Source organism: Thermococcus sp. GR6 (assembly GCF_012027415.1).
Classification (GTDB): Archaea; Methanobacteriota_B; Thermococci; order Thermococcales; family Thermococcaceae; genus Thermococcus; species Thermococcus onnurineus.
In genome coordinates, this window is sequence record NZ_SNUM01000001.1 from 312,915 (window position 1) to 336,741 (window position 23,827).

The 23,827-nt window shown below is 51.0% G+C and carries 25 protein-coding genes and 1 pseudogene; 11 read left to right on the forward strand and 15 right to left on the reverse strand.

Annotated elements, in window-relative coordinates:
* Positions 1-302: 302 nt before the first annotated feature.
* The 4 genes and pseudogenes from E3E32_RS10225 to E3E32_RS01850 all read left to right on the forward strand — a co-directional run.
* Positions 303-1,205: pseudogene (locus E3E32_RS10225) on the forward strand (proton-conducting transporter membrane subunit); the annotation flags it as partial.
* Positions 1,206-1,879: 674 nt separating this feature from the next.
* On the forward strand, positions 1,880-3,499 hold the full coding sequence (locus E3E32_RS01840) for a YeeE/YedE thiosulfate transporter family protein (protein WP_167729934.1): 1,620 nt from the start codon (positions 1,880-1,882) through the stop codon (positions 3,497-3,499).
* Positions 3,500-3,538: 39 nt separating this feature from the next.
* Positions 3,539-4,093, forward strand: a complete 555-nt coding sequence (locus E3E32_RS01845) for a hypothetical protein (RefSeq protein ID WP_167729935.1) — start codon at positions 3,539-3,541, stop codon at positions 4,091-4,093.
* A 42-nt stretch (positions 4,094-4,135) separates the two neighbouring features.
* A complete protein-coding gene (locus tag E3E32_RS01850) occupies positions 4,136-4,684 on the forward strand; it encodes a GNAT family N-acetyltransferase (protein WP_167729936.1) in 549 nt (182 codons plus the stop codon).
* Between the two features lie 113 nt (positions 4,685-4,797).
* Here the strand turns inward: E3E32_RS01850 and E3E32_RS01855 are convergent, their stop codons facing one another.
* From E3E32_RS01855 to E3E32_RS01900, 10 genes are all read right to left on the reverse strand, one after another.
* Positions 4,798-5,448 carry a peroxiredoxin gene (locus E3E32_RS01855; protein WP_167729937.1) on the reverse strand — a complete coding sequence of 217 codons (651 nt, stop codon included), beginning with the start codon at positions 5,446-5,448 and terminating at the stop codon, positions 4,798-4,800.
* 226 nt (positions 5,449-5,674) lie between these two features.
* Positions 5,675-7,585: a molybdopterin-dependent oxidoreductase gene (locus E3E32_RS01860; RefSeq protein ID WP_167730891.1), complete on the reverse strand. Its 1,911-nt coding sequence runs from the start codon at positions 7,583-7,585 to the stop codon at positions 5,675-5,677.
* A gap of 5 nt (positions 7,586-7,590) precedes the next feature.
* Positions 7,591-8,160 carry a hypothetical protein gene (locus tag E3E32_RS01865; RefSeq protein ID WP_167729938.1) on the reverse strand — a complete coding sequence of 190 codons (570 nt, stop codon included), beginning with the start codon at positions 8,158-8,160 and terminating at the stop codon, positions 7,591-7,593.
* A 34-nt stretch (positions 8,161-8,194) separates the two neighbouring features.
* Positions 8,195-8,944 (reverse strand): DNA polymerase sliding clamp, encoded by a 750-nt coding sequence (locus E3E32_RS01870; protein ID WP_167729939.1) that lies wholly within the window; start codon positions 8,942-8,944, stop codon positions 8,195-8,197.
* A gap of 2 nt (positions 8,945-8,946) precedes the next feature.
* The gene (locus E3E32_RS01875) at positions 8,947-9,129 is read right to left on the reverse strand and encodes a hypothetical protein (protein ID WP_167729940.1); all 183 of its coding nucleotides are present in this window, start codon (positions 9,127-9,129) and stop codon (positions 8,947-8,949) included.
* A complete protein-coding gene (locus E3E32_RS01880; protein ID WP_012571784.1) occupies positions 9,111-9,443 on the reverse strand; it encodes a transcription factor S in 333 nt (110 codons plus the stop codon). The genes E3E32_RS01875 and E3E32_RS01880 overlap by 19 nt, the downstream gene beginning before the upstream one ends.
* Before the next feature lie 70 nt (positions 9,444-9,513).
* Positions 9,514-10,008 (reverse strand): immunoglobulin-like domain-containing protein, encoded by a 495-nt coding sequence (locus E3E32_RS01885; RefSeq protein ID WP_167729941.1) that lies wholly within the window; start codon positions 10,006-10,008, stop codon positions 9,514-9,516.
* Positions 10,009-10,013: 5 nt separating this feature from the next.
* Positions 10,014-10,469 (reverse strand): immunoglobulin-like domain-containing protein, encoded by a 456-nt coding sequence (locus E3E32_RS01890; RefSeq protein WP_167730892.1) that lies wholly within the window; start codon positions 10,467-10,469, stop codon positions 10,014-10,016.
* A gap of 449 nt (positions 10,470-10,918) precedes the next feature.
* Positions 10,919-12,202: a serine hydroxymethyltransferase gene (glyA, locus tag E3E32_RS01895; RefSeq protein ID WP_167729942.1), complete on the reverse strand. Its 1,284-nt coding sequence runs from the start codon at positions 12,200-12,202 to the stop codon at positions 10,919-10,921.
* Positions 12,203-12,340: 138 nt separating this feature from the next.
* Positions 12,341-13,525: an aromatic amino acid transport family protein gene (locus E3E32_RS01900; protein ID WP_167729943.1), complete on the reverse strand. Its 1,185-nt coding sequence runs from the start codon at positions 13,523-13,525 to the stop codon at positions 12,341-12,343.
* 147 nt (positions 13,526-13,672) lie between these two features.
* On the opposite strand from E3E32_RS01900, the gene cobB reads away from it, so the two are divergent.
* The 6 genes from cobB to E3E32_RS01930 are packed head-to-tail and all read left to right on the forward strand — an operon-like array spanning position 13,673 to position 17,281.
* Entirely contained in the window at positions 13,673-14,425 is a 753-nt protein-coding gene (gene cobB / locus E3E32_RS01905) for an NAD-dependent protein deacetylase (RefSeq protein ID WP_167729944.1), read from the forward strand.
* A complete protein-coding gene (locus tag E3E32_RS01910; protein WP_167729945.1) occupies positions 14,422-14,838 on the forward strand; it encodes a DUF3783 domain-containing protein in 417 nt (138 codons plus the stop codon). The genes cobB and E3E32_RS01910 overlap by 4 nt, the downstream gene beginning before the upstream one ends.
* Positions 14,839-14,872: 34 nt before the next feature.
* Complete coding sequence (locus tag E3E32_RS01915; RefSeq protein WP_167729946.1) at positions 14,873-15,601, forward strand: TIGR02253 family HAD-type hydrolase; 729 nt, start codon at positions 14,873-14,875, stop codon at positions 15,599-15,601.
* Positions 15,558-16,139 carry an ASCH domain-containing protein gene (locus E3E32_RS01920; protein WP_240910544.1) on the forward strand — a complete coding sequence of 194 codons (582 nt, stop codon included), beginning with the start codon at positions 15,558-15,560 and terminating at the stop codon, positions 16,137-16,139. Before E3E32_RS01915 ends, E3E32_RS01920 begins: the two co-directional genes overlap by 44 nt.
* A 37-nt stretch (positions 16,140-16,176) precedes the next feature.
* Positions 16,177-16,827: a phosphatase PAP2 family protein gene (locus tag E3E32_RS01925; protein WP_240910545.1), complete on the forward strand. Its 651-nt coding sequence runs from the start codon at positions 16,177-16,179 to the stop codon at positions 16,825-16,827.
* The gene (locus E3E32_RS01930; protein ID WP_167711767.1) at positions 16,820-17,281 is read left to right on the forward strand and encodes a COG2426 family protein; all 462 of its coding nucleotides are present in this window, start codon (positions 16,820-16,822) and stop codon (positions 17,279-17,281) included. The genes E3E32_RS01925 and E3E32_RS01930 overlap by 8 nt, the downstream gene beginning before the upstream one ends.
* 14 nt (positions 17,282-17,295) lie before the next feature.
* Here the strand turns inward: E3E32_RS01930 and E3E32_RS01935 are convergent, their stop codons facing one another.
* Entirely contained in the window at positions 17,296-18,579 is a 1,284-nt protein-coding gene (locus E3E32_RS01935) for an MFS transporter (RefSeq protein ID WP_167730894.1), read from the reverse strand.
* 210 nt (positions 18,580-18,789) lie between these two features.
* Here E3E32_RS01935 and E3E32_RS01940 point away from each other — a divergent pair, with 210 nt between their 5' ends.
* Positions 18,790-19,554: a sulfite exporter TauE/SafE family protein gene (locus E3E32_RS01940; RefSeq protein WP_167729947.1), complete on the forward strand. Its 765-nt coding sequence runs from the start codon at positions 18,790-18,792 to the stop codon at positions 19,552-19,554.
* A gap of 233 nt (positions 19,555-19,787) precedes the next feature.
* Here E3E32_RS01940 and E3E32_RS01945 read toward each other — a convergent pair whose 3' ends face one another.
* From E3E32_RS01945 to E3E32_RS01960, 4 genes are all read right to left on the reverse strand, one after another.
* Entirely contained in the window at positions 19,788-20,396 is a 609-nt protein-coding gene (locus E3E32_RS01945) for a YiiX/YebB-like N1pC/P60 family cysteine hydrolase (protein WP_167711768.1), read from the reverse strand.
* Positions 20,397-20,646: 250 nt separating this feature from the next.
* Positions 20,647-21,969, reverse strand: a complete 1,323-nt coding sequence (locus tag E3E32_RS01950; protein WP_167730895.1) for a TldD/PmbA family protein — start codon at positions 21,967-21,969, stop codon at positions 20,647-20,649.
* Positions 21,970-21,979: 10 nt separating this feature from the next.
* Complete coding sequence (locus E3E32_RS01955; protein WP_167730896.1) at positions 21,980-23,401, reverse strand: TldD/PmbA family protein; 1,422 nt, start codon at positions 23,399-23,401, stop codon at positions 21,980-21,982.
* Between the two features lie 120 nt (positions 23,402-23,521).
* A complete protein-coding gene (locus tag E3E32_RS01960) occupies positions 23,522-23,818 on the reverse strand; it encodes a MazG nucleotide pyrophosphohydrolase domain-containing protein (RefSeq protein ID WP_167729948.1) in 297 nt (98 codons plus the stop codon).
* Between the last annotated feature and the right edge of the window lie 9 nt (positions 23,819-23,827).

A 23,827-nucleotide genomic window follows, 5' to 3' on the forward strand; every position in this document is an offset into this window, starting at 1 on the left:
CAAAGCGGTTCTTCAACGCGTACTCTCTCATTGCATCAGGGATAACGGCTTACCTCTCATGGGGACTCATGAAGATGGCCTACTCTTCCGAGGAACCTCTGGTTTACGCCTTCGGCAACTGGATAGCACCTATTGGGATTGTCTTTGAAGTTGACAGGATGGGTGCGCTCTTGGTCTTCACGTCCTCCGTTCTTTTCCTTCTGGCGATTATCTACAGCTTTGACTATATGAGAAGTGAGCACGGACTTCAATACTACTACACAGCCCTCCTCGGCCTTGAGTCAGGAATCCTCGGAGCATTCATGACTGGGGATGCATTCAACCTCTTCGTTATGCTTGAGGTCATCGGAGCATCTTCCTACTCCCTTGTGGCATTCTACAGATCAAGGAGCGAAAGCATTGAGGCAGCTTTCAAGTACGCCATCATGGGAAGCACAGCAACGAGCCTCTACTTTCTGTCTATGGGAATTGTTTACTCTTCCCTGAGGACTCTCAACATGGCAGATCTAGCCGCGAAGTTTCACAGTATAGAATTTCCAGTTACAGGAAGCGTGGACGGGGATGTTGGTCTAGCGATTGCCCTGTTCTTTGCCTTGGCACTGGCGGCGTTCTTGGTAAAGTCCGCGAACTTTCCGGGCCACTTCTGGCTGCCGGATGCCCATCCAGCGGCACCAAGCCCGGTCTCAGCTCTCCTCAGCGGTCTTGTCGTTGCCGTTGCCGTTTACGCCGTTGCTCGCTTCCTTTACACAGTATTTCCAGTGGGTGGAGAGCTTGGAAAGGCAATATCTTCAGTCCTTCTCCTTCTTGGTGCCTCTTCAGCCTTTCTGGGTTCATTCATGATGCTCGTCCAGAGGGACCTCAAGAGGCTCATAGCATACTCCACGATAATGCATATGGGATATCTTTTCATGGGACTCGGTGTGATGAGTCTCACCGGACTGATGGCGGTTATCTATCATATTGTGAACCACGCCATAGGAAAGACTCTCCTCTTCCTTGCGGCGGGATCCTTCATCCACGCGGCTGGAACTAGGAACATTGAAGAGATGGCAGGAATAGGAAAGAACATGCCGATAACTTCAGCTGCCTTTGGCATAGCCACGCTAGCACTCGTAGGTATCCCTCCTCTCAACACCTTCTTCAGCAAGATGCTTATCTACGACGCTCTAGTGGAGAAAAGCTTTTGGCTTGGTATTGTCGTCATAGTGACGAGCGCTGTTGCTGGCTGGGCTTACTTCCAGACTTTTGCAACGCTGTGGCGCGGGAAGGCAAGTGAAGGGCACCATGAGCATAATGAGGAACATGAAAAACATCCTCATGGCCACGAGGAACCTTACATGGCCTTTGTTCTGGTGGTGCTTGTCCTAGCTGTGGTCATCGTAGGGATACTCTCGCCGATCCTTATAGACCACTTTGCCTATCCAGCCGCAGAGCAGGCAGTGGATTACAACAACTACATAGGGGCAATTAAAAGGCTCGCTGAGAGCCTTCTATCTGACGGACATTGATGTCCTTTTCTCACTTTTGTCTCATCAATGTTCCTTTTATGCCATCCAGGTTATGATCTCGGAACTGTTGTTCTTAATATGTAGAAAAATCTTCGGGATTTTAAGTCAAAATTTCTAGGAAACTTTGAACATAATCCAAAAATATATGAGTTACATGACAAACTTCCATAAACCTGATGATAAGACTGATCTATTAGTCGAGGGGGTTCTTTTTTCTTACCTTTTACGTTTCTATTTCAAACTTCGGGTTTGCCATTTGAACTTAGATGTTCGATTTCTGCTAAAATAGTTCGCCATTGGTTCTAAAATGGAAAGAATTATAAACCTTTTTGTCAGATATTCAAACTGCAACGGTTTAGGGGTGATATCGGATGGCTGGAGTTAAATTCGAAAATGGTTACAGGGGTGTTGGCTGGCTCAAGAAGCAGTGGCCCTGGTGGACGGCAGGACTCTTGACGGCTATAGCTGAAATAATCAACTATCTTTTCATCCCGTGGGGCCACCCGAAGCATAAGTTCATTGGCGTTACTAGCGGCTTTGCCAGAATGTACGCCCACTTTGAAAGTACGCTCTTCGGCAAGAGCCTCATAGCAACCAAGCCTGACTATCAGCCGGCTTTGCAGTGGATTATCATCGGTGCGTTCATTGGCGCGCTGGTTCTGGTGTGGCTCGAGGGTGAGTGGAGAAGCTGGGTCAAGTATCCAAAGAAGATGCTTGTCTTTACAGCTCTCGGTGCGTTCTTCTTCGCCTGGGGAACCCGTGTGGCAGGCGGCTGTACGCTTCACCACCTGCTCGGTGGCGTTCCAGCCTTCAACCTTAAGAGCTTCGTTGTCATGGGCTTCGCAACCCTTGGAGCACTTATAGCATTCAAGATACTGACGATTCACAACATAGCCCAGTACTTTAAGAGCCAGGATACTAAATGGTACGTGAAACAGGCGGCCGAGTATAAGATGGCTGACGGCCTGACCTATAATGAGGGACCATCTCACGGATGGCTTCGCAATGCCCTCTACGCCTACCTTGTGCTGTTCTTCCTGGTCGCACTCTATGGTGCCCTCGCGGGCAACGACTACGCGGTAAAGATGGGTTGGGCCGAAAGCATAGAGAACACTTACATCTATTCAAACATGCTTACTGTGGGTAAGAACCTGCCAACCATACTCCTTCAGATAATAGTCGGTGTTCTCCTTGGAGTTTCTGTTGCCAAGACAGGCTTCGGTACAGAGTGTGGTCTCATCAACCCTGAGATGGCTAACATGATAGCCAAAGATGAGATAGCTTTCGCGAAGAAGTGGAAGATGCCATACTCACTCAGGACTGTTATGCTCTCTCTCCAGCCCTTCGCTGCTTTGGCCCTTCACGCCTTCATCTTTGGTCTTGTCCTCTGGATCGGCTTCACTTTCTTCGGCATAATGGAGGGCCATCACTGGGCCACCGAAGAGTTTGCCAAGATATACGCTCAGGCCACTGGAATAGAGTTCCACAAGACAGGAGTGGCCATCAGGGAGATGACCTCACTTCCAATGGACATCTTCGGTGGACTTCTCCTTGGTCTCGGTACTGTCTTTATGCTCGGCTGTGAATTCAGGAACTACGGAAGAACCGGACTGCTCTACATCACCGGTCTGCTCATCTGGATCTTCTTCTACATCGGTTACTTGCCCTACACCCTTGCCAGGGATTTCTGGGATGGACTCATGGGCGGCTACCCATACAGCTCAACTACCTTCGTACCGGCCCTCATAGCACCAACCAGCAAGACAGCCCAGTCAATCATATACCTGCTCTATATTCTCATGTGGCTGGCCCTCTTCATCTGGGCGGTTAGGACGGGTGCCAGGAACATTGGAGTTACACCCAAGGAGATCCTATGGATGAACAGCGAGGATATGTACCTCAAGAGGCTCGAGAAGCTCGAAAAGGAGGGCAAGCTCGACGAGATCATAGCCATAGAGCGCGAGCTCTATGAACAGGCGGAGAAGGCTTAAAGACCCTTTCCTTTTTATTTCCCATCTGGGGGTGGTTCCGTGACGAGTACTGGCTTCTATCTCGAATCCAGAAAGATAATATCAGACCATAGATGCATAAAGACCCTATCCACAGGAGTTGCCATGGGGTTTTTCTACTTTCTGATGATGCTCTTTGGTTATCTCAGCGGAGAGCCCCTGCCCGTTCTCGATCTGTACTGGGCGGTAACCAAGCTCATCCTAGCTTACTCACTGTTCTGCATCTATAAATCCACTGGAAAAGGTAAACACGCTGGCGGTGGGATAATAATCGCCGCAAGTGCGTTCCTTACGGCGTGGGGCTTCTTTACTGGTGGAAACCCAATAGCCGTCTTAATGGACGCCCTCTCAATAGCGGTGATAAGTCTCGTCCTTTACGATGTATCCAAGGTTGTTCCTGAAGCAAACCTTGAGAAGCCTGCTGGAGCTATATTCCTCGGACTGATGTTCAGTCTTGTTAGTCAAACGACTATAGCAGCCCTAGGTCTCCTTCTAGTAGTTATTGGAATGGTTTACTCTGCCAATAGGCTAGACTTTGTCTACAGCCTTTCGAAGAGACTTTCGGGGGGCACCTAAAACTTTTTTAATTTTTCATCATAATTTAATCTGTGAGATGCCATGATAATAATCAAGGAGAATCCCCGTGACATACTGGACGAGCTTCTTCAGTTTTCCTTCAAGGTTTACACCAAAACCGGAGGAGCCTATCCGATGCATGGATGGGGCGAAAGGAAACCTGCAGTGGGAGACTGGGAGGCATTTGAGAAAACCTATCGGCCTGTCATAGAATGGCGAATAGAGGAGGAATTCGACGAGTTCTTCGTGGGCAGGAGCGAGCAGACCGGCGAAATAGTGAGCACCCTCGCGATAGCATACAGCTTGAGCAGGAAGAACCTTCCATGGATATCCGACAAGATGAAGAGACGAAAGGGAGCAGTGTTGCTGACCTTCTTCCTTGTATATCCAAGGGGAAAGGGTTACGGTGTTAGTATGCTTTATCACGGTATATCCCACGTAAGGAAGCAGGGCAAGTGTCCCTTCATAATATCGCCAGCTAACACAGAGGCACTGGACTACTTCAAAAGAAGGGGCTTTGAAGAGTTTGAACGCTTCGGAGAGCATGTAATACTTCGCTATCCGCGGTATGTTCTCAAAAAACGACGTTAACTTTTTAGGTGTCATAGATTAAGGCGTAAGGCTCCAGACAAATACTGTATTATGCCCTCTTCTCTTTTAGAAATGAAATCGGTTAGAATTATTTAAAGAAGAATAAAAGAAGCTCATTCGAGCTTCTTGTAGCAGAACCACCAGTCGTAGCACTCGATCTCGCCCTTGGCCTTGGCTTCTTCGCGCTTCTTCTTCTCTTCGATGGTGGCAGCCGGCGGGATGATGACCTTGTCACCGATGAACTCGTTGTTCGGCCACTTGTGCGGCAGAGCAACACCGTGCTCGTCGCTGGTCTTGAGGGCCTTTACGAGCCTGAGTATCTCATCCCAATCCCTGCCGACCTCGGCCGGGTAGTAAACTATCGCCCTGATGACGCCCTTGTCGTCGACGACGAAGACTGCCCTAGCAGTAATAGTGGAGCCGCTCGGGATCATGCCGAGCTTGTCGGCGAGCTCACCGCGGTCATCGGCTATGACGGGGAAGTCGATCTCGACGCCGAGGTTATCCTTAATCCACTCCATCCACTTGATGTGGCTGAAGACCTGGTCAACGCTCAGTCCAATGGGCTCGACGCCGAGCTTCCTGAACTCCTCGGCCCTCTTCTGCATGGCGTAGAACTCGGTGGTACAGACTGGGGTGAAGTCAGCAGGGTGGCTGAAGAGTATGAACCACTTACCCTTCTCAGCAAAGTACTCCGGGAGCTTTATCACTCCGTGGGTGGTCTTAACTTCGACCTCTGGGAACTTTTCTCCTATGACGACCATCTTTCATCACCTCTTACTTTTTGTGTGTTTTTTTCACTATAAACCTGCTTGGTTCGATTATATAAATCTTTCGGTTCGGCTAACGGCATAAAGTTTGGCGAATATCCAATCTACTTAATAAGCCCTGAGTTGTTCGTGCAAAGAATGTTCTTCATTTACCGTCATTTTGTGATTAAAATATCGGCAGGGGTTGTCAGAAAGAGAAAATCTTGGCCGAGATTTCGCCTCAAACTTTTCTCACATCAACCCAAGTTGAATGATATGCAGAACCGTTACCGTATTTTTCGACGGTTTTATCACTCGTCAGGAAATTCACGTTCCAGCCGAGCAACGATGGCCAGAAGGCCTTGTAGAGCAGGACGACGCCTTTAGGAACGTCATCGCTAAGTTTCACAGTCGTTTTAATCCTCCCATTGTCGTTGAAAACCTCCACGGTGTCTCCGTCGCAGATTTCCCTCTTCTCAGCATCATCTGGGTTCATGTAGAGGCTTGGGTCTATTATCCCGTAGGTGTTGTGGTACTGGCTCGTTATTGTCATCCTGTGCGTTGGACTGAGCAGGCGGAGTGGGTAGTTGCCCTGTGGGGGCTTGTATTCCGGAAACGGTGATAGACCGCGCTCAGCGGCCCTCTGAGAGTAGAATTCGATTTTGCCACTCGGTGTCTCCCACTTCCTCGGCTTTTCTGGAACCTTTACGAAGCCCTTAGCTTTCAGCTCCTTCCAGCTTAGGTTGTTGATCTCCAGAACCTTCCGTATTACCTCCTCGTCGCTCTCGTAGAGGTGAGGGTTCTCGATGCCAAGGGCTTTGGCCAAAAGCCTCGTTACCTCGCTGTTGGATTTTCCGTAAAGCTCTGCAACTGGCTCGTTTAGAGCGACGTGGCGGTGATAGTAGGAATCAACTATGTCGAGCCTCTCAAAGAAGGTGTTCGCCGGCAGGACGACGTCAGAGAATAGGGCTGTGTCAGTCAGGAAGATATCATGAGTAACAATAAAGACATCGTTTTCTATCAGGGCTCTCCTGAGCCTGTTCTGATTCGGCAAACTCGCCAGCGGATTGGAGTTGTAAACGTAGAGGAACTTTATCTCGCCCTTCTCGATGTATTCGGCAAGCTTCATCTGCGGGATTCTCTTTGCAGGCTTCGTTCGCAGGAAAGCCCCTTCGGCATAGCTCTTGTCTATCGTTTTCATGTCGTAGATGAAGCCGAAGCGATGACCGACTAGGGCCGGGAGAATTGAGATGGCCCTCACTGCCTCTCCGCCACCCAAAGACCTCTGGAAGCCGTATCCGATGTGTATAACACCTTTTTTCTCAGCGAAGTCGAAGGCAAACTCCTCAATTTCTTCGCAGCTCAAACCCGTTTCGCGCTCCACGAAGTCAAGGTCCAATTTAATTACATAATTCTTGAATTCCTTAAAACCATAAACGTTCTCGCGGACGAAGTCCTTATCATAGAGCTCATTCTCTATGATGAGCTTCGCAACGGCCAGAGCGAAGAGGACATCGGTATCGGGCATTATCTGGAAGAACTTCTCGCTCCTCTTGGCAGTTTCTGTCCTTATTACATCGACAGTCCAGATTTCAAGGTCGTAACGCTTCGCCAGCAGGAATCCGTGGAGGTTCGTCCAGAAGGCGTTGATGCCCCAGTATACGATGAGCTTCTGCCTTTTTAGCTCCTCGGGATCCATTCCGATTGCAGTTCCATAGACGTCCCTCAAAGCTTCCTGGCCGGCCCTGTCGCAGATTCCATAGTCGAGCATCGCAGTGTTGAGGTAGTGGAAGAGCCTGAGCGGGAAGGCATAGTTCACGATGCCTCTATCCCCCGCGTACTGGTAGACGAGGACGCTCTCGCTTCCGTACTCATCTATCGTCTCCCTCAGTTTTTGGGCGACGAGGTTGATGGCCTCCGCCCAGCTTGCCTCTCGGAATTTTCCACTTCCTCTCTTGCCTGCTCTAATGAGCGGAACCTTAAGCCTGTCCTCCGCGTGGAACCACCTGGGCAGAAGCGCGCCCTTTGGACAAAGGAACCCCTCCGTTATTGGATGCCTGGGGTTTCCTTTGACAACTAGGCGCCCGTTCTTAACCTCACTTATCATCGAGCAGGTGTCGTAGCAGTCCCGCATGCAGGCGGAGAACGGCATAACCATCACGGGGATATCTTGATTTTTTCTGCCGCTTCCCTCTCGATGAGAACCTTGGCTATCTCCCGGGGGAGCGTCACCAGATCGCCCGCTTTAAACGGCCCGTATTCTTTCAGCTCGGCGTCGAGGATTTTGGGGAGGTCGATCTTGATTATGTACGCCTCTCTGGGAATGGTTTTCCTTGGTGGCTCTGCAGTGGGGATGCTCTCGGGAACCTCAACGGCTTCGGCCGGAACCTCAACCGGAATCTCCTCACGCTCGATGAATGCCCTCAGAATAGTGAAAATCCTCTTCTCCTCGGCTGTCATCTCTTGAGGTATTCCTTCAACGGCCAGATCTACGATTTTATGGAGCCTGATTTTGATTATTTCGCGCATTAACTTCTCGGCGATATTGAGCTGGGCGAGGTAAAGACGCTCCTCGATGTCCTCACCCCTCTCGCGGGAGCTCTCAGCGCTGAGCTTAAGGGCTTTTATCAGACTGTCGAATTCCCTGTAGAACTCTTCGTCGAGTTCTGTGAGGTCCGGGGATGAAAGCTCCCCCTCCAGCAGTTCCCTGAGCTTAACGATGTCCACGCTCTCACCAGCCTAAATGGAGAAGGAAAAGAAATCAGTCCTCGACGCGCGGAGCGAGGAGGAATATCAACTTACCCTCGTCCCTTATCGGGTACTCCATCTGGAGGGGCATCTCGTTGCCGAACCTTATGATGACCTCGTCGGCCTTTCCGATACCTTTTATCATATCGGCGAGGTAGCTGATTCCGTAGGCACTTTTGGTCTCCTCCTCAACCTCGAGGTCAAGCAGACCCTCGTCTTCGAGGGTAAGTTTTATCTCAACCTCGTTGGTCTCGCCCTCTGCCTTCATGATGAACTCGTTCTCCCTTGCTATGAACTTGAGGGCGTCGCTGACGAGGGAGGCGTCCTTAACGGCCTCCTTGAGAACCTCTCCGAGAACAACGACCTTTGCTGTGAACGGAAGCTCCGGAAGGTCGAGCTCGAGTTCCTCAACCTCGATAAGTGGCAACCTAAAAGTTCTCTTGGCGGTTCCCTCGAAGGTGATCTCGAGGAAGTTCTCGTCACCCTTCCTGAGGATGAGGGTGTCCTTGTTCTTGCCGCGCTTGAGTATCTTCTTGAAGTGATCCATGTTGATTCCAATCGTCTCCTCTTCCTCGACCTCATACTTGGAGAATATGCTCTCCGGGAGGTTAAGATCGATGAGAACGACCCTGCTCGGGTCCATGGCGCGCATGCTTATTCCTTCCTCGGTTATCTTGAAAGCCGCCTCGTCAATCAGGTTGCTTGCGGTGGCTATAAGATCGGCGAAATCTTTGGCACCATCAAAAACTATCTCGAACGGCATTTTTATCCCTCCTCCAGTATATTGAGCATCAGCCTAACTCTTTCTTTCCCCCGGAATAAATAAGCTTTTCCGTTATCTGTATCGGGCAGTCTCTTATAGGCCTCCTCAAGCTCCTTAAGAGCCTTCTCGGCGAGGCGCTTTAAAACTTCGAGCTTCTCCTCCTCGTTCACTCGTAGGACCTCCATACGTGGCCGCACTTGGTGCACTTGTAGAATATCGTGCTCGGCTCATCGCCGGCCCTCGTCTGGAGCTCCCACCAGTAGGCCTCGTCGTTGCCGCACTTCGGACAGGTTATCTTAACCTTTGGAAGGGTTGCCAGATCCTGCTCAACGACTATTATTCCCTCGTCGGGCTTGTGTTCGACTTTCTGGGTTATTCTTGTCTTCTCCCTGTCCTTCTCCTCGTCGAAGGGCTCTTCATAACCGCACTTTCTGCAGACCCAGACCTTTCTCTTCCTATCCGGGAGCATAAGGTTACCGCACTCTGGACAGAACTTCATTTTCTCTCACCCCTACAGCCGGGGGTGAGGTATGTGGTTGGGGGATAAAAAGTTTTGCCAAGAAAAAGAATCAGCCGCCAATGACCTTGAATTCAACAGAGAGCGTTATCCCCTTCTGCCTGATGCTATACTTCCCGTTTTCGAAGAAGGCGATTTTCACTATTCTGTATCTCCCGGGAGGAAGCTGCTCAAGGGTTCCAAAGGCGCTCGTCCCCTTGGTGAGTACAACGAGCGGCACCCTCTGGCTCCAGTTGCCGCCGGGCGGTATCATGTAACCTATCATCGTGAATGTCAGTCCTGTCTCAACCTTTTTCCAGCTCCCGTTCTCAAGCCTGTAGAGCTCGTAGTCCGATCCGACCAAGAGCGTTCTGTTGCCCCTATTGATTATCGTGAGAGTGAGATTGTCCCCGACGTGGTAAGTGTTTCTGTCGAGAACCATAACGACAGTCCCAGCCCCGGAAGCGGTTCCATTTCCCACGGAGGCTTTCTCCTTCACAGTCTCGGCGTAGAAGATGCCAAAAACGAGGAGGAAAACCGTGGTGACCGCTAGCAGGCCCCACCGCATCTGGCTCACCCTTTCACGTCAAACTCAGCCCATGCCTCCATGCCAATTGCCATTTTGTTCACCGGGTCGGTGAAGGAGACAATCTTCACTATCTTGTAATGGCCCGGTTCGAGGTTCAGGCTGGAGAGCTTCACCCTCTGCTCCCAGCTCCTGCCGGGCTCAATGATAATTGCTATCTCAATAAAGGCTATGTCCAGCTTTACCTCTTTCCAGTTGCCGTTCTCAAGTCTGTAAAGCTGGAATGCATAGCCGGTTGTTGCTTCCGAGTCAGCGTTGTTGATTACTGTCAGAACCATAGTCTCATCCGGAGCATAGATCGTCTTGTCAAGTTTCAGAACGACGTCTGGAACGTCTGGAGTCCCGTCCGTTCCGCCGTTATCTCCTTCTGCGGGAGATGAAGCCATGAAATAGGCTATGGGAATTATTAATAGTATCAGTAGCACAGGGACTGTCTTTTTCATGTGAACCACCGGGAAAGTGTCAACTTTCAGGTTTTTAACGGTTGCCAAAGCTTCAAAAGAGATTGAAGTGATCAGTTGGAGGTTATTTGAGCTTCTTTATTTTAACAGAGATGGAAGGGAAGCAGGACTTATTCAAAGTCAATGTCCAGTTTGAACTCTGTGGCTTTATTCGTCTAATTTTAGCCCCTTATTTGAGCCACTTATTTAAAGTAGATTACGTAATGTTCACGATGCCCAGCCATATTCTACGAATGAATTAAACACAAAGGCCAGACATCACTTTAATTTACTGGAAAAGCGAGTTTATAACTTTTTCTGCGATAAAATACGATGAAAAAACGTTAAGTTTGGATATAATCCAGCATCACAGTAGATTTGGTGGATAGACCCCAAAACCGCCCTGGAGAAATCTTGATTACTAACTTGCGAAATTGAAAAAATAAGGAAAATTATTCCTTCATTGGGAGGCCGTGGTCAAAGGAGTAGTAGACCTTCTGGTACTCCTTCCTGTACTCGGCAACTTCCTTCTCGACCTTCTTCGGATCCTCCTTGTCGATTAGGACCCGCCTCATAAAGACGGCGATGTCCTTCATGTTGTCCTCGAGCATTCCAACGCGGGTCATCTCCTGAACGCCTATCCTGAGTCCGCTCGGGGTGTTAACCTTCTCGAGCGGGTCCCACGGCAGGAGGTTCTTGTTGAGGATAATGCCTGCCTCCTCGAGCAGCGGGGCGGCCCATCCGCCGGCGGCCTCGTGGAGGTCGCTGACATCGACAATGACTTGGTGGCTCTCGGTGTAGCCCTTGTCCTCGCCGATGACCTTGAAGCCCTCTTCGGCGAGGGCCTCGGCGAGGGCCTTGGCGTTCTTGACAATCTGGGCCGCGTACTTCTCACCGAACTCGAGCATCTCCGCAGCGGTGATGACCTTTCCGGCCATGTGATGGAGGTGGTGGTTGCTGAGGACACCAGGGAAGATGGCCCACTGGAGCTTGGCGACGTCATCACCGAAGTTCTTGTAGAGGATTATACCGCCCTGTGGTCCCGGGAAGGTCTTGTGGGTCGAGGCGGTCATTACGTCAACTCCTTCCTTGAGCGGGTCCTGGAACTGCTTTCCGGCGATGAGACCGAGCACGTGGGCTGCGTCGTACATGACGTAAGCACCGACTTCCTTAGCCACCGGAGCAAGTTCCTTGACCGGGTGCGGGAACGGGAAGAGCGAACCACCGAAGACGACTATCCTTGGCTCGAGCTCACGGATGAGCTGAGCAGCCTTGTCCACGTCGATGTTGAACTCCTCGTTGTCAAAGGGCCAGGTGTGAACTTCAAGGCCCCTCATTCCAGCGGCTCCAAATGGCATATGGCTTATGTGACCACCATGGGAGGTATGCAGAACGACAGCCTTGTCTCCCGGCTGGGTGAGACCGAAGAAAACTGCCTGGTTGGCGTTGGTTCCGGATATAGGTCTGAGGTCAGCAAAGTCGCTTCCAAAGAGCTTGCAGAAGAGGTCAACACCGATGAGCTCGACCTCATCAACGTACTTACAGCCCTGATAATACCTCTGCCTGGGCCAGCCCTCGGCGTACTTGTGCATGAAGCCGCTAGAAACGGCGCGGTTGACGCTCGGGGAGGTTATGTTTTCACTCGCAATCAAGTTTATGGTTGAGCTCCTCCACTTCTCGTGGGCCTCCAGATACTCAATAACCTTGTCCCTGTAGGTCTTGTAGCCGTTCTCCATGGGAAACACCTCGATGAGGATTTGAGCGGGGGGAATATAAATCTTACCGCAGAATTGAAGGCTTATTCATGTGCTTTCTTTTCCATTCCGGCTGGTAGCCGGGAATCCTTTCGAAAAAGAATAGAAAAAAGCAAAGGGTTACTTCCTGAGCTTGCTGGCAAGGTAAATAAGAATCGGCAGCACTATGAACGCCAGGAAATCACCGGTGTCGCCGGCGAAGGCCAGCACATCGGCGAAGTTCTTGACCCCTGCAAAGTAGAGTGTCGCCGGCGGTATAACCGTCAGTCCCCATGCTATCGGCTTCTTGAGCCTCACGAACTCAGCGTTGTTGCTCTGCTGAGCTAGGGCGATGCCTATATAGCTCGTGGTTATGGCCAGCAACGGAATTAGGTTGCCTACGAGCTTGCCAACGCGGCCATAGAGCAGCTCGAGCCCCTGAGTGGCGATTTGCGGGGTGTTCTTTCCAAAGGCGAGAAGGAATGCTGCCATAAAGACAGCGTAAATGGCCGTTGGAATGAGGAACGCCAGGATAATGACCTTCTTGGTCTCTTCGTAGCTTCCGAGTCCCTTGTAGACGTCGGGGATTATGGTGTGGCAGCCGAGGGCGAAGATGGCAACGCCGGTTATGCTGAGTATTCCCGAGAGGTCGGTGTAGAGGCCGTTTTCGAGTTCTGCGTGGGGGGTGAGCATCAGGGTAACGCCGATGAAGAGGGCGAGCATTATGTAACTCATTATGAGCTCGGTCTTTCCGCTGGCTTCGAGTCCGTGGTAAACTACGAGCGATGCCAGAACCCAGAATATGAGCGCTCCGAGCGTGTCGCTTATCCCGAAGAGACTGGAGAAGACGCTGCCCATTCCCGCTATGTAAGCGAGGAGCGCGCCGAAGCTCATTATGAATATGCTGATGTACATGAGCCAGCCTCCTGCCTTTCCGAGGGTCCTGTTGGCTATGGTGCTCATCTGTGCCCCGCCCATCTCGGCGGAGAACTTCAGCACTATGAATGCCGTCGCCAGCATCAGAAGCATCACTCCTAAGAGAACGCCCAGTGCTGGGATCAGGCCGACCTTTGAGGCTGCATAGGGAAGTCCAAGCACCCCTGCCCCTATCTGTGTTCCCACGAGTATTGCCAGAGCCTCGTTCTTTGTGATGCGTGCCTTTTCGACCTTTATCGTGGAGGTTCTCAAAGCTACCGTGGCTTTTCTTCTCCTTAGGTTCTGGATGAGGGTGACCTTTTTACGCCTCTCTGCAGCCAGTCTCTCCGCATAATACCTCCCGTGTGAGGTGGTGACCTTTCTCCTGGGGGTTCCATCAGTAACGGGCATCTCTCTCACCTCGGCAAAATGTACTCATGGATACAATTTAAAGGCTCGCACGAAAATGTGAAACATGCTTCAAAGATTATTCGGCGTAGATGGGAAAAGGGCTCAAGGTCAGGCATGATTTTTAAAGATAGCCGAGTAAGTATAATCATGATAGAGGAAGCCGCAAAACTGCTCGCCCGCTCGAGGTTTGCCATAGCCTTTATCGGGGCTGGAATAAGCGCAGAGAGCGGTGTTCCAACTTTCAGGGGCTTTAACGGCCTCTGGAAGAAGCACAGACCAGAGGAGCTGGCGACGCCAGAAGCCTTCAGGAAGGACCCTCACCTCGTCTGGAGCTTCTACAAGTGGAGAATGGGGCTCATAATGAAAGCCAGACCCAACAGGGCTCACTACGCTTTAGCTGAGCTCGAGGAGATGGGCATTTTGAAGGCTGTGATAACCCAGAATGTTGACGACCTCCACCGTGAGGCTGGCACAAAAAACCTCATCGAGCTCCACGGCAACATCTTTCGCGTTAGGTGTACTTCCTGCAGCTATAAGGAAAACCTCAAGGAGAATGGTCGCTTGGAAGAGTTCCTGGTCCAGAAAGACCTGCCAAAGTGCCCAAACTGCGGTTCGCTTCTGAGGCCTGACGTGGTATGGTTTGGCGAGCCGCTGCCGAGGAAAGCCTTAGACGAGGCCTTTAAGCTCGCAGAGAAGGCAGACCTGGTTCTCGTGATTGGTACCAGCGGTGTTGTCTATCCCGCAGCTTACATCCCCCAGATCGTCAAGGAAACTGGGGGCAAAGTCATTGAGGTAAATCCTGAGGAAAGCGGGATCACGCCCATAGCCGACGTCTTCCTGCGCTGTCCGGCTGGGGAGGCTATGGAAAAGTTGATGAAGAGGATTAAGGGGCTGGTATGATGGGTGGAAAGGTTCTCCTCATTGGCTTTAATGAGGATGAGGCCGAAAAGGTAATGGAGGTCCTAAACGGCCTGGATGTCTTTGAGGTTCCTGAGTACTGCCGGGGCTGGATCGTTGGAGAGATAGTTAATAAAGCCGAAAAGCTGAGCGGTTCGAGCTACTGGCATCTCAGAAAGTTCGTGATAATGCATGACGTTGACAACGAGACGCTGAAGGGGGTAATAAAAGCAGTCCGCTCCCTCGACCTTGGGAGGGTAATATTTGCCACCACGACGGAAACGTCCCTTACCTGGAAGCTCGAAGATTTGCTCAACGAGCTTATGGAAGAGGACGAGTACTTTCAGGCCATGAAGTGGGCGAGGAGGCAGGTGAGTGAGAGGAAAGGCCCGTTCCTCGACCTCGGGAAGGATTAAATAGGAGAAAAGCGTAGGGATGGTGGGTGGCGAGATGATAAGAGTCGTGTTCTTTGATCTCGACGACACGCTCGTTGACACGAGCAAACTCGCCGAAATGGCCAGGAAAAACGCTATAGAGAACATGGTACGCCACGGGCTTCCCGTTGATTTTGAAACCGCTTACCATGAGCTCCTCGAGCTCATAAACGAGTACGGAAGCAACTTTGGGAGACACTTCGACTACCTCCTGAGGAGGCTTGACCTACCGAACAACCCCAAGTGGATAGCCGCAGGGGTTATAGCGTATCACAACACCAAGTTTGCCTACCTCAAAAGCGTCAAGGGCGCTAGAAAAGTCCTCCTCGAGCTCAAGAAAGATGGCTTTGGCCTCGGGGTGATTACCGACGGCGACCCCATAAAACAGTGGGAGAAGATACTCCGCCTCGAGCTCGATGAATATTTTGATGAGGTCTTTATATCCAACTATCTCGGCGTCAAGAAGCCCCACAGAAAGATATTTGAGAAGGCCCTGCGGAAGTTTAACGTCGAGCCCCACGAGGCGCTGATGGTCGGTGACAGGCTGTACTCGGACATCTACGGGGCGAAGCAGGTTGGCATGAGGACAGTATGGTTTAAATATGGGAAGTACGCCAACCGCGAGCTGGACTATCTGGAGTATGCGGACTTCACGATCAAGTCATTGGAAGAGGTTCCGGAGATCGTTAGGGGGCTGAACCTTGAAGAGAAAGAGCGTGCAGATAAGGAAGTTCATGCTGATTGACAGCGCCTACAAATCAAGGATCCTCAGGGGAGACAAGGTCACGACGATAAGGTATGGGGACTACGAGGCCAAGCCTGGAAGCGAGATTTACCTAGTCATCACGCCGAGCGACACCGCCATAGCCAAGATCAGGATAACCCGCGTCGAGAAAAAGAAAGTTAAGGAGCTCACCAACGAAGATGCTAGGCTTGACGGCTTTTCCGACGTCAGGGAACTCGTCAGAGAGCTAAGCAAAATCTACGGGGAGCTCTACGGTGACGACGAGGTTACGATAATAGGCTTTGAAGTCATCAAGCGCTTCGAGGACAGTATCCCGCTCAAGTGGCTCAAGGGCCTCAATTACCGGGAACCGGAGGAGATAGCGAGACTCTGCCTTGAAAATAAGGAGAATGTCAACCTAAGCCGCGAAACTGACTTCATACTGCGCAGGGTATACAACGAGGGCCTTGGAAGGGCCGTTAGAACCTTCGGGCCGAAAAAAGTTCAGCAGGCGCTGCTCAAGGCATATCATGCGCTCTACGGGGCTGGCATCATCTAAGGAAAAGCTTTATCTATGTATTTCCGTTCTTTTCTCCATGCCTATGAACGAGAGAAGGAAGCTTGGGATACTCACGGGCATGCTCATTGTAATCTTTATAGCCCAGCTTCTTGGTTTATTGGGCGATATTAACACATATGTATATGCCCACACTCCATTTGTGGACTCCCTTTGGATAACTCTAATCACAGATTCTGCCAGCTTCGGAATTTTTGCGGTTTATGTTCTTCTCTTCGTATTATGGGACCTCAGAAGAAGCAGGAAGCTAAGCCGTTCCACTTTAAATTTCATAGTCTCGATCTTTCTTGGCATGGCAATTGTAGGCGTTTTGAAAGTCTTAACTGAGGTGCCACGACCAGATGAAGCTCCTCTATCTTTACCATTCTTCCAAGCCCTGTTAAACGCTGATTATTTCGCCTTCCCCTCTGGACATACAGCGAGAGCTTCTATTCTGGCGTGTTTCCTGGGTGAGCGTTTCCCCAAATACAAACTTATCTGGTGGGGTTATGCCCTTTTAGTTGCCTTTTCAAGGCTGCTCTTTCACGTTCACTGGTTCAGCGATGTTCTCTTTAGTTTGATCCTTGGCCCGTGGGTTTTTATAGTGGTAGCGTCCACAGAAAGCATGTGGCTTCCAATCTACAGGGCCTTTATTGAAAAGCTCAAACTGGAGGTGTTTGACGTTGAATAACCTCCTTGAGGTTTTCATACTATCTCTGGTTCCCACATTCGAGGGCCGATATGCCATCGTTTACGGCATAAGTAAAGGTTATCCCTTGTGGAAGACCCTTCTGGCAGCTTCTCTTGGCGTTCTGCTTCTCTCGCTCGTCCTTCCGGCGGTCCTACCCTACATAGACAGGCTTATGATCTGGCTTGAGGGAACCTTCCTTAGAAAAATAGCACACCTATATCTCTACTACGTCGAGCGGGTCAGGAAAAAGGCCCATCCCTACGTCGAGAAGTGGGGCTTCCTTGGACTGACAATCTTTGTGGCGATACCCCTCCCCGGAACGGGCATATGGACGGGAGCTCTGGCTGCGTACCTGTTTGGCATCGAGAAGAGGCAGACGGTTCCTGCTCTAATCCTCGGCGGGTTGCTCAGCATGGCAATAACTGTACTTCCGGCGTTGGGGCTGTTTGGGTGAAAAAAAGAAAGGGCTCAGGTAAGCTCTTTCCCCATAGTCTCCTCGCCAAGGATCAGAACGTCTATGGCGCCTATTATTGAAACCACCGCTATGACCAGAACTGCCAGGGCAGCTCCGCTCACCTCCATGATCCTCCCGGCCAGTATCGGCGCTATCCCGCCGCCTATCCTGGCCATCGCCCCAGCCCAGCCGGTGCCGGTTCCGCGCACGCTTGTGGGGTAGAGCTCCGGCGTGTAGGCGTAGATGGCGCCCCAAGCGCCGAGGTTGAAGAAGCTGAAGAGTATGGCGCTCGAGAGTATCATAGCCTCGTTGGCGGAGCTTGCGGCCAGGTAGAATGCTATCCCTGCAATTCCTGATAGAAACAGGTACGAAGAGAGAGTCTTCTTCCTCCCGATGCGCTCGATAAGATATGCGGCGCTCCAGTACCCCGGCAGCTGGGCTATGGCGGTTATGATGAAGTACTGGAAGCTCTTAAAGACAGTTATTCCAAGCGTAGCGGAGAGGAACTTGGGAAGCCAGATGAAGAAGCCGTAGTAGGCGAAGGCTATGCTGAACCACGCAACGGTCAGCATGAGGGTTCTCCTTGAGTATTTCCTCCATAGGTCTCCTATAGAGGCCCTCTTCTGCTCCTCGCCGGGTTTCTGGAGCTTTACATCAACGCCGAAGATTCTCCTCAGTATTTCCTCGGCCTCTGAGATTCTTCCCTTCACGAGGAGGAACCTGGGAGATTCAGGCAGAGTCAGCAGGAGAGGCAGAATAAGGAGGATCGCTCCACCGAAGAGCAGGATATTCCTCCAGTCTGCTCTCACAAGAAGGGCCACCACTCCGATGATTATGGTTCCTATTGCCCAGAAGCTCTCAAGGATTGAGATCATTGCTCCTCTCACGGACTTTGGCATGAATTCGGCGAAGTAAGAGCTGGCAACGGGCAGAGAACCTCCGAGTCCAAGCCCCACAATGAACCTGAGGACTATGAGCTGATCAAGACTTCCCGCAAAGGAACTGGCTATGGAGCCGAGCGAGAATGTGACGACGGCCAGGGTCAGAGCTTTTTTCCTTCCTATGCGATCCGCGAGGATTCCGAAGAGCCACGCCCCAAAAAGCATTCCGAAGAGGGCCGCCGAGCCAAGAGAACCGAGTTTGGCGAGGCTACCCTGAAAAGCAGGTTCCTCCTTCAGCAAGGGTATGATCAAGCTCGCGGCTATAGTGTTCACAGCAATGAACGCCCATATCGCTCCAAGGACTGCCAGAAGCTTGTAGTGAAAGCTCTCTAATTTGGAGTTCTCGATGACTTCCATCCTGATCACCTCAAAGACAAGCTTTTCGGCTATTAAGAAGGTAGAATGGAGGGCTTTAAGAGTTTTTAGATTGTTTGAGGGTTGAACAATGTCTGCATCAGACATCCCTTTGAAAGGTATTCCCTGGATAAAAACGGGCACTTTGGCCTCAGAGATATCATTGGGAAATTTTAAAAGGATCTACCATAATTCACCGCCTGGGGAAATAAGGTGAACCTAATAGATGCGGTAATCTCCGGGTTCCTCTCTGGACTGTCGCTTGGCCTTACAGGAAGCGGTGGATCGGTTCTTGCAGTTCCCTTGTTAGTATATTTCGTTGGTCTTGATCCCCATACGGCAGTTGGCACTTCTTTGGTTGCCGTAGGGATAACCGCAATCATAGGATTCTTAATGCACTGGCGAAAGGGAAACGTGGACTTTAAAACCGGAGCGCTGATGGCCCTCACAAGCATTCCCGGAGTTTATATTGGCAGCTACTTGAACAGAGCTGTAGAAGGGCCCCTTTTGATGACGCTGTTCGCGATTCTAATGGTCATTATGGCGATTAAAATGGCAAGGAACGGCAGTAAAAGAGTCCAATCAGTTGAGAGTGGGAAAGAAATTAGCCATATTAATGTCGCTGGCCTTGGCTTTCTCGTTGGGCTTGCCTCTGGATTCTTTGGAGTCGGAGGCGGCTTCCTGCTTGTTCCGGCTTTGACGATGGGTGCAGGCCTTAAAATGCACAGAGCCGTTGGGACGTCTCTCTTTGTAATCGTCCTCAATGGATCTGCGGGCTTTGTGAGCTACGAGATTCAGGGCAGGGCGATAGACCTTGTGGTGGTGGTACTCTTTGTTCTGGGCGGGCTTATTGGGGATGTCATCGGCGTGCGTATAGCAAAGTCGCTTTCTTGCAAGGAACTGAAACAGGTTTTTACGGCGGTAGTGATTTTGGTGGCATTGTACTTAATATGGGTCAATTTACCAAAGATATTATGAGCCTCCCGTATCCCCGGGAATATGAGTTAAGGGAGAAGGATATGGGCTTTGCCCTGGTGTTGTACTGTAGCTTCTGGTGATTCACGGTGATATAGTCCGTACGGGGCTTTTCTATACGCCTTGAGTTTAGTAATGTTCTGTTTACTTCTCGGCCTGCTAGATGGCAAAACCGGCTCAAATCTTTGGAGAGCTGGACTCTTGATGATGACAAAATAGAATAATATGGAAAAGATTCAGACAGAATGGTAGTAGATTATCGAGACCTCCGGGTCGTCGTAGACTTCCTGTGGAGCAACTGCATACCCATAGGTCCAGCTCCAAGCACCATCGTTTTCGTCAATGTTTATGCTGTATCCAGATGCCCACATGTATGCCGCCCAGACGAGCTGGGAACAGTAGTAGCTGTCGCTGTAGATGTCGGGCTTGCTGAGGTAGTTCCAGTTGTACGGCTTGCCATACTGGAGATAGGCGAAATATGCGGCATAATAGCGTATGGTAGCATCGGCCGTTATAACTCTGCCAATGGCAACAGTATCGTACCTGCTCAGGAACTTGCTGAGGGGGGTAAATGTCACGCCGTTACTTGTAGTTGCTTCAATGACTATCCAGTCTCCTATGCCACTGTCGTACCACCCAATTATGCCCACGTGTGTCCAGAACCCGGGTATAACCCAATCGGTCACACCTTCTGAGTGGCCGAAAACAAGGTCGCCCTGCACTATGCCCGAAGGATAGGGATGCACATAGGCACTACTATCTCCACTGATGCTGGCCGCAGCTACGGGACTAACAAACGCAGCTAGTACAAGAATCACGCTCAGGATTCCGGCAACCCTTTTCATTTAACCCACCCCCAATTTAAACTATCATAGAAGTGCACTATAGTCTAATAAAGGTTTTCCTTTACCATTATAAATTGTTAGTGTACATTTCTTTGCATTGAAGAACACTTGGGGTGGCAGAAGAAGATAAACGTTTCAATTTTTCAAAACGAGTCCAAACGACTAAGTCAAGATTTAATCCTCTACACAACACTTCCACGGTTATAATAAAGGAGAACGGCAACTTGAAGGATAAAAAATAATAATGATATCACTTTGTTGCTCTCGTTATTCCCACGTCCTTCACGACCACGTATGGTGTGAAGACAGGAGTTCTGACCTCCCACCAGTGGATGTGGTGGAGGTCCTTCCCGAGGGCAGAGATGTTCTCTAGAATTCTCTGGAAGTTGTCGCTCACGCGGATGTTCCTTATGGGCTTCAGCTCGCCGTTTTCGACAAGGAAGATGCCGTCCCTCGGGATGGTCGAGAAGTCGCCGGTGACGTAGTTCTGGAAGCGGGTGTACCAGACGTTGGTGATGTATATGCCCTTCTTGACCTCACTGAAGAGCTCCTCCTTGGTGTAGTCACCTGGTTCAAGCAGGATGTTCCAGGCATGCGGCATGACGAGTCCTGCGTTGGCCGTTGTTTCGGTTCCGTACTTCTTGGCTAGACTCGTGTTGAGTAGGAATGTTTTGAAGGTTCCGTTCTCGATTATCGTTGTTTCTCTCGTCGGAACGCCTTCATCGTCGAACTTTCTGGTTCCGTAGGCGTTGGGCATGTTTCCGACGTCTTTGATGGTAACGTCCTCGTTTGCTACTTTCTGCCCGAGCTTGCCAGCGAGGAAGGAGAAGCCTGCCTCGGCGGCATAGGCCGATGTCATGAAGCTCATATAACTGAGAAGATTGGCGAAGGCCAGCGGGTCAAATATCACATCGAACTTTCCTTCCGGTCCCTGCTCCGGGTTCTGTGCCATCTTAGCTATCTCACCGGCCTTTCTTCCCGCACTTTCGGGATCGAACTTCTTGAGAATCCTCACCGAGTTAGTGCCGTGGCCACTCTCAAGGTCGCCGATGAAGGCTCTAACGCTTATCTCTATTCCTGTTCCTCCGTCAAAAGCCTCGACGCCGTTGCTCGTGGTGAGATAGATCCTGTTGTGGTCAGTGTATAAAACACCGGCGACACGCTTAGCCCCCTCCTCGAGGGCCGCGTTTATGGCTGTCTCAACGTACTCGTTCGGCTCATCGAGCTCGACTATGGCTTTATCGAAGGTCTCGGGTATATCTCTGTACTCGAAGGGCCCATCTGCTATGCCGTAGTAGTCCTCCTTCGGGGCCATGTTCTTTAAAGTCGAGAGCAGGGCCTTGAGCGTCCTCTCGATGTTCTCCTCGCTCAGCTCAGTGATGCTTGTTCCCGCGATCCTCTTATCAAGCTCGACGAAGAGCTCCACCTTCCTCTCGTGCCAGTTCTTGGCGACGGTTATCTCGTTGTTGGCGAAGCGCACCTGGCGCCTGTCCATCTCGTAGCCTAGGACGACAACATCGCCGAAGCCAAGCTCTTTGGCCTTCTTAAGGATGAATTCGTTAACGTCAAACATCTCCACCACCTCATGGCCTCCTCAGCGGTATCCCCCTGAGCCTCGCAGGAGCACCTCCCATCCAGACAGGAACGCCCTGGCCAGGCTCGCCCTTACCGCAGGTTCCTGGGAAGTACTCAACCTCTTTGCCAACGGCATCGACGCTTCTCCACAGTGCCTTGGTGGTTATCTCCAGAATCGGTCTCCTCACGGGGTGCTTAATCTCGCCGTTCTCGATGAGATAAGCCTCTCTGCCGATGTAGCGCTGCTGATAGCGTCTGTCGTCTATGTTCCACTCGTTGAAGGAGACCATGTAAATGCCGAGCTTTATGTCCTCTATCAGCTCATCAAAGCTGTAATCTCCGGGGGCTAGGTAGGTGTTGGCCATTCTCACTATCGGCTCGCGATTGTAGTTTATCGCTCTGGCTGAAGCGTTGGAGCACTGGCCGAGTTTGGCTGCGTACTCCCTGTTTGTGAGGAACTCGGTTATAATCCCATCTTTAATTAGGTAGCGTGGTCTTGCCTTAACACCCTCGTCGTCGTAGAGGTAGAAGCCCCAGCTGTTGGGTATCGTTGGATCCTCTATGACTGTGACAACTTCGCTTCCAATTCTCTCACCCAGCATCTCTGGCTTTACGAAGCTTTCACCGGCCTGCGCCGCCTCCCTACCGAATATCCTATCCGCCTCATAGGGATGCCCGACGCTCTCGTGGACGGCTATGCCAGCGACCTCTGGGCTTATGACTACATCTACTTTTCCTTCAGGCGGTTTCCTACCCTCGCGTATGAGCCTTTGAAGAGCCAAAACGTCTTTAACCGCCCACTTCCAAGGCTCGTCCTTTTCAATGAGCTCCAGTCCACCTGAGAAGGCCCTCTGCACGAAAGGTGCCTGCTCCATCTGGCCGTTCTCGAAGACAACGAGGTTGTACATCATGGAGACGCGCGGGATGACGCTCTCAACGAGTGCACCTTCGCTGTTCATGAATATCTTGTGCCAGATCTGGTCAGAGTACCGGAGGAAGCGCATCGGTATCTGTGCACCAGCCTCTAAAACATCCTCCTCAACTTTTTTCAGGAGCTCAAGTTTTTCCTCCACCGAAACGTCGCGGAAGTCCTTCCTCATCTTGACTTCATAGTAAACCTCGTGGAAGTCTTCATCGCTAAAGCGAATAGGCTCATTCCTTACTTTCGAAGCTGCTTTAGCGAGCTTGACAGCTTTTTTAACTGCTTCGGCAACGCTTTCCTTGGTAAGGACGTTCGTCGAGGCAAATCCCATGCCCCCATCGACCAGAATCCTCACGCCAATTCCCCTGTCTGAGATGACCTCAAGGCCTTCGGGATTGCCGTTCTTCATTGCCAGAGAAGTGCCGTTCTTCTCCTCGAAGCGAGCCTCAGCATAACTCGCCCCGAGCTCTAAAGCCTTTTCAACGGCGAACTCAACGAGTTCATGCATGCACATCACCTCAGCTTACTGCATAGGGAAGTGCCCTCGGGGGTATAAAAGTCTTTCCGCTTCGATGGCGGTCGAAAAGAAGGTTCCTCTAGTTGAGTGGACGAAGTAGGAGAAAAAGAATCAGAGCCTCTTCTCCTCACACTTGCACGGGTTCTTTCCGCAGTAGGGACAGACTCCGGGGTACTTCTTCTTCGCGGCCTCTTCGATGTCTATCCCGAGAAGGTTTGCGAGGCTCGCGAGCCAGGCTAGAACATCGGCAAACTCCTCCTCCATTGCCTCGCGGTCATTCTTCCGTATCGCCTCGGAAAGCTCACCGACTTCCTCAACGAACCAGAGGAATGTCTTGTCTATGCCACGCTTCGAGTCCTTATGAAAGTAAATCTCTCTTATCATTTCCTGGAACTCGCGAATCTCCATATCTTTTCA

What these genes read in the sequence shown, in the direction of transcription:
- E3E32_RS01860 (WP_167730891.1), bottom strand. Translation starts at nt 7,585, where the DNA reads ATGCCGTTCTCCGCCTGCATGCGGGACTGCTACGACACCTGCTCGATG.
- E3E32_RS01910 (WP_167729945.1), top strand. Translation starts at nt 14,422, where the DNA reads ATGATGGGTGGAAAGGTTCTCCTCATTGGCTTTAATGAGGATGAGGCC.
- cobB (WP_167729944.1), top strand. Translation starts at nt 13,673, where the DNA reads ATGATAGAGGAAGCCGCAAAACTGCTCGCCCGCTCGAGGTTTGCCATA.
- glyA (WP_167729942.1), bottom strand. Translation starts at nt 12,202, where the DNA reads ATGGAGAACGGCTACAAGACCTACAGGGACAAGGTTATTGAGTATCTG.
- E3E32_RS01925 (WP_240910545.1), top strand. Translation starts at nt 16,177, where the DNA reads ATGCCTATGAACGAGAGAAGGAAGCTTGGGATACTCACGGGCATGCTC.
- E3E32_RS01875 (WP_167729940.1), bottom strand. Translation starts at nt 9,129, where the DNA reads ATGGAGGTCCTACGAGTGAACGAGGAGGAGAAGCTCGAAGTTTTAAAG.
- E3E32_RS01935 (WP_167730894.1), bottom strand. Translation starts at nt 18,579, where the DNA reads ATGGAAGTCATCGAGAACTCCAAATTAGAGAGCTTTCACTACAAGCTT.
- E3E32_RS01955 (WP_167730896.1), bottom strand. Translation starts at nt 23,401, where the DNA reads ATGCATGAACTCGTTGAGTTCGCCGTTGAAAAGGCTTTAGAGCTCGGG.
- E3E32_RS01900 (WP_167729943.1), bottom strand. Translation starts at nt 13,525, where the DNA reads ATGCCCGTTACTGATGGAACCCCCAGGAGAAAGGTCACCACCTCACAC.
- E3E32_RS01870 (WP_167729939.1), bottom strand. Translation starts at nt 8,944, where the DNA reads ATGCCGTTCGAGATAGTTTTTGATGGTGCCAAAGATTTCGCCGATCTT.
- E3E32_RS01915 (WP_167729946.1), top strand. Translation starts at nt 14,873, where the DNA reads ATGATAAGAGTCGTGTTCTTTGATCTCGACGACACGCTCGTTGACACG.
- E3E32_RS01850 (WP_167729936.1), top strand. Translation starts at nt 4,136, where the DNA reads ATGATAATAATCAAGGAGAATCCCCGTGACATACTGGACGAGCTTCTT.
- E3E32_RS01880 (WP_012571784.1), bottom strand. Translation starts at nt 9,443, where the DNA reads ATGAAGTTCTGTCCAGAGTGCGGTAACCTTATGCTCCCGGATAGGAAG.
- E3E32_RS01885 (WP_167729941.1), bottom strand. Translation starts at nt 10,008, where the DNA reads ATGCGGTGGGGCCTGCTAGCGGTCACCACGGTTTTCCTCCTCGTTTTT.
- E3E32_RS01890 (WP_167730892.1), bottom strand. Translation starts at nt 10,469, where the DNA reads ATGAAAAAGACAGTCCCTGTGCTACTGATACTATTAATAATTCCCATA.
- E3E32_RS01855 (WP_167729937.1), bottom strand. Translation starts at nt 5,448, where the DNA reads ATGGTCGTCATAGGAGAAAAGTTCCCAGAGGTCGAAGTTAAGACCACC.
- E3E32_RS01960 (WP_167729948.1), bottom strand. Translation starts at nt 23,818, where the DNA reads ATGGAGATTCGCGAGTTCCAGGAAATGATAAGAGAGATTTACTTTCAT.
- E3E32_RS01840 (WP_167729934.1), top strand. Translation starts at nt 1,880, where the DNA reads ATGGCTGGAGTTAAATTCGAAAATGGTTACAGGGGTGTTGGCTGGCTC.
- E3E32_RS01945 (WP_167711768.1), bottom strand. Translation starts at nt 20,396, where the DNA reads ATGAAAAGGGTTGCCGGAATCCTGAGCGTGATTCTTGTACTAGCTGCG.
- E3E32_RS01950 (WP_167730895.1), bottom strand. Translation starts at nt 21,969, where the DNA reads ATGTTTGACGTTAACGAATTCATCCTTAAGAAGGCCAAAGAGCTTGGC.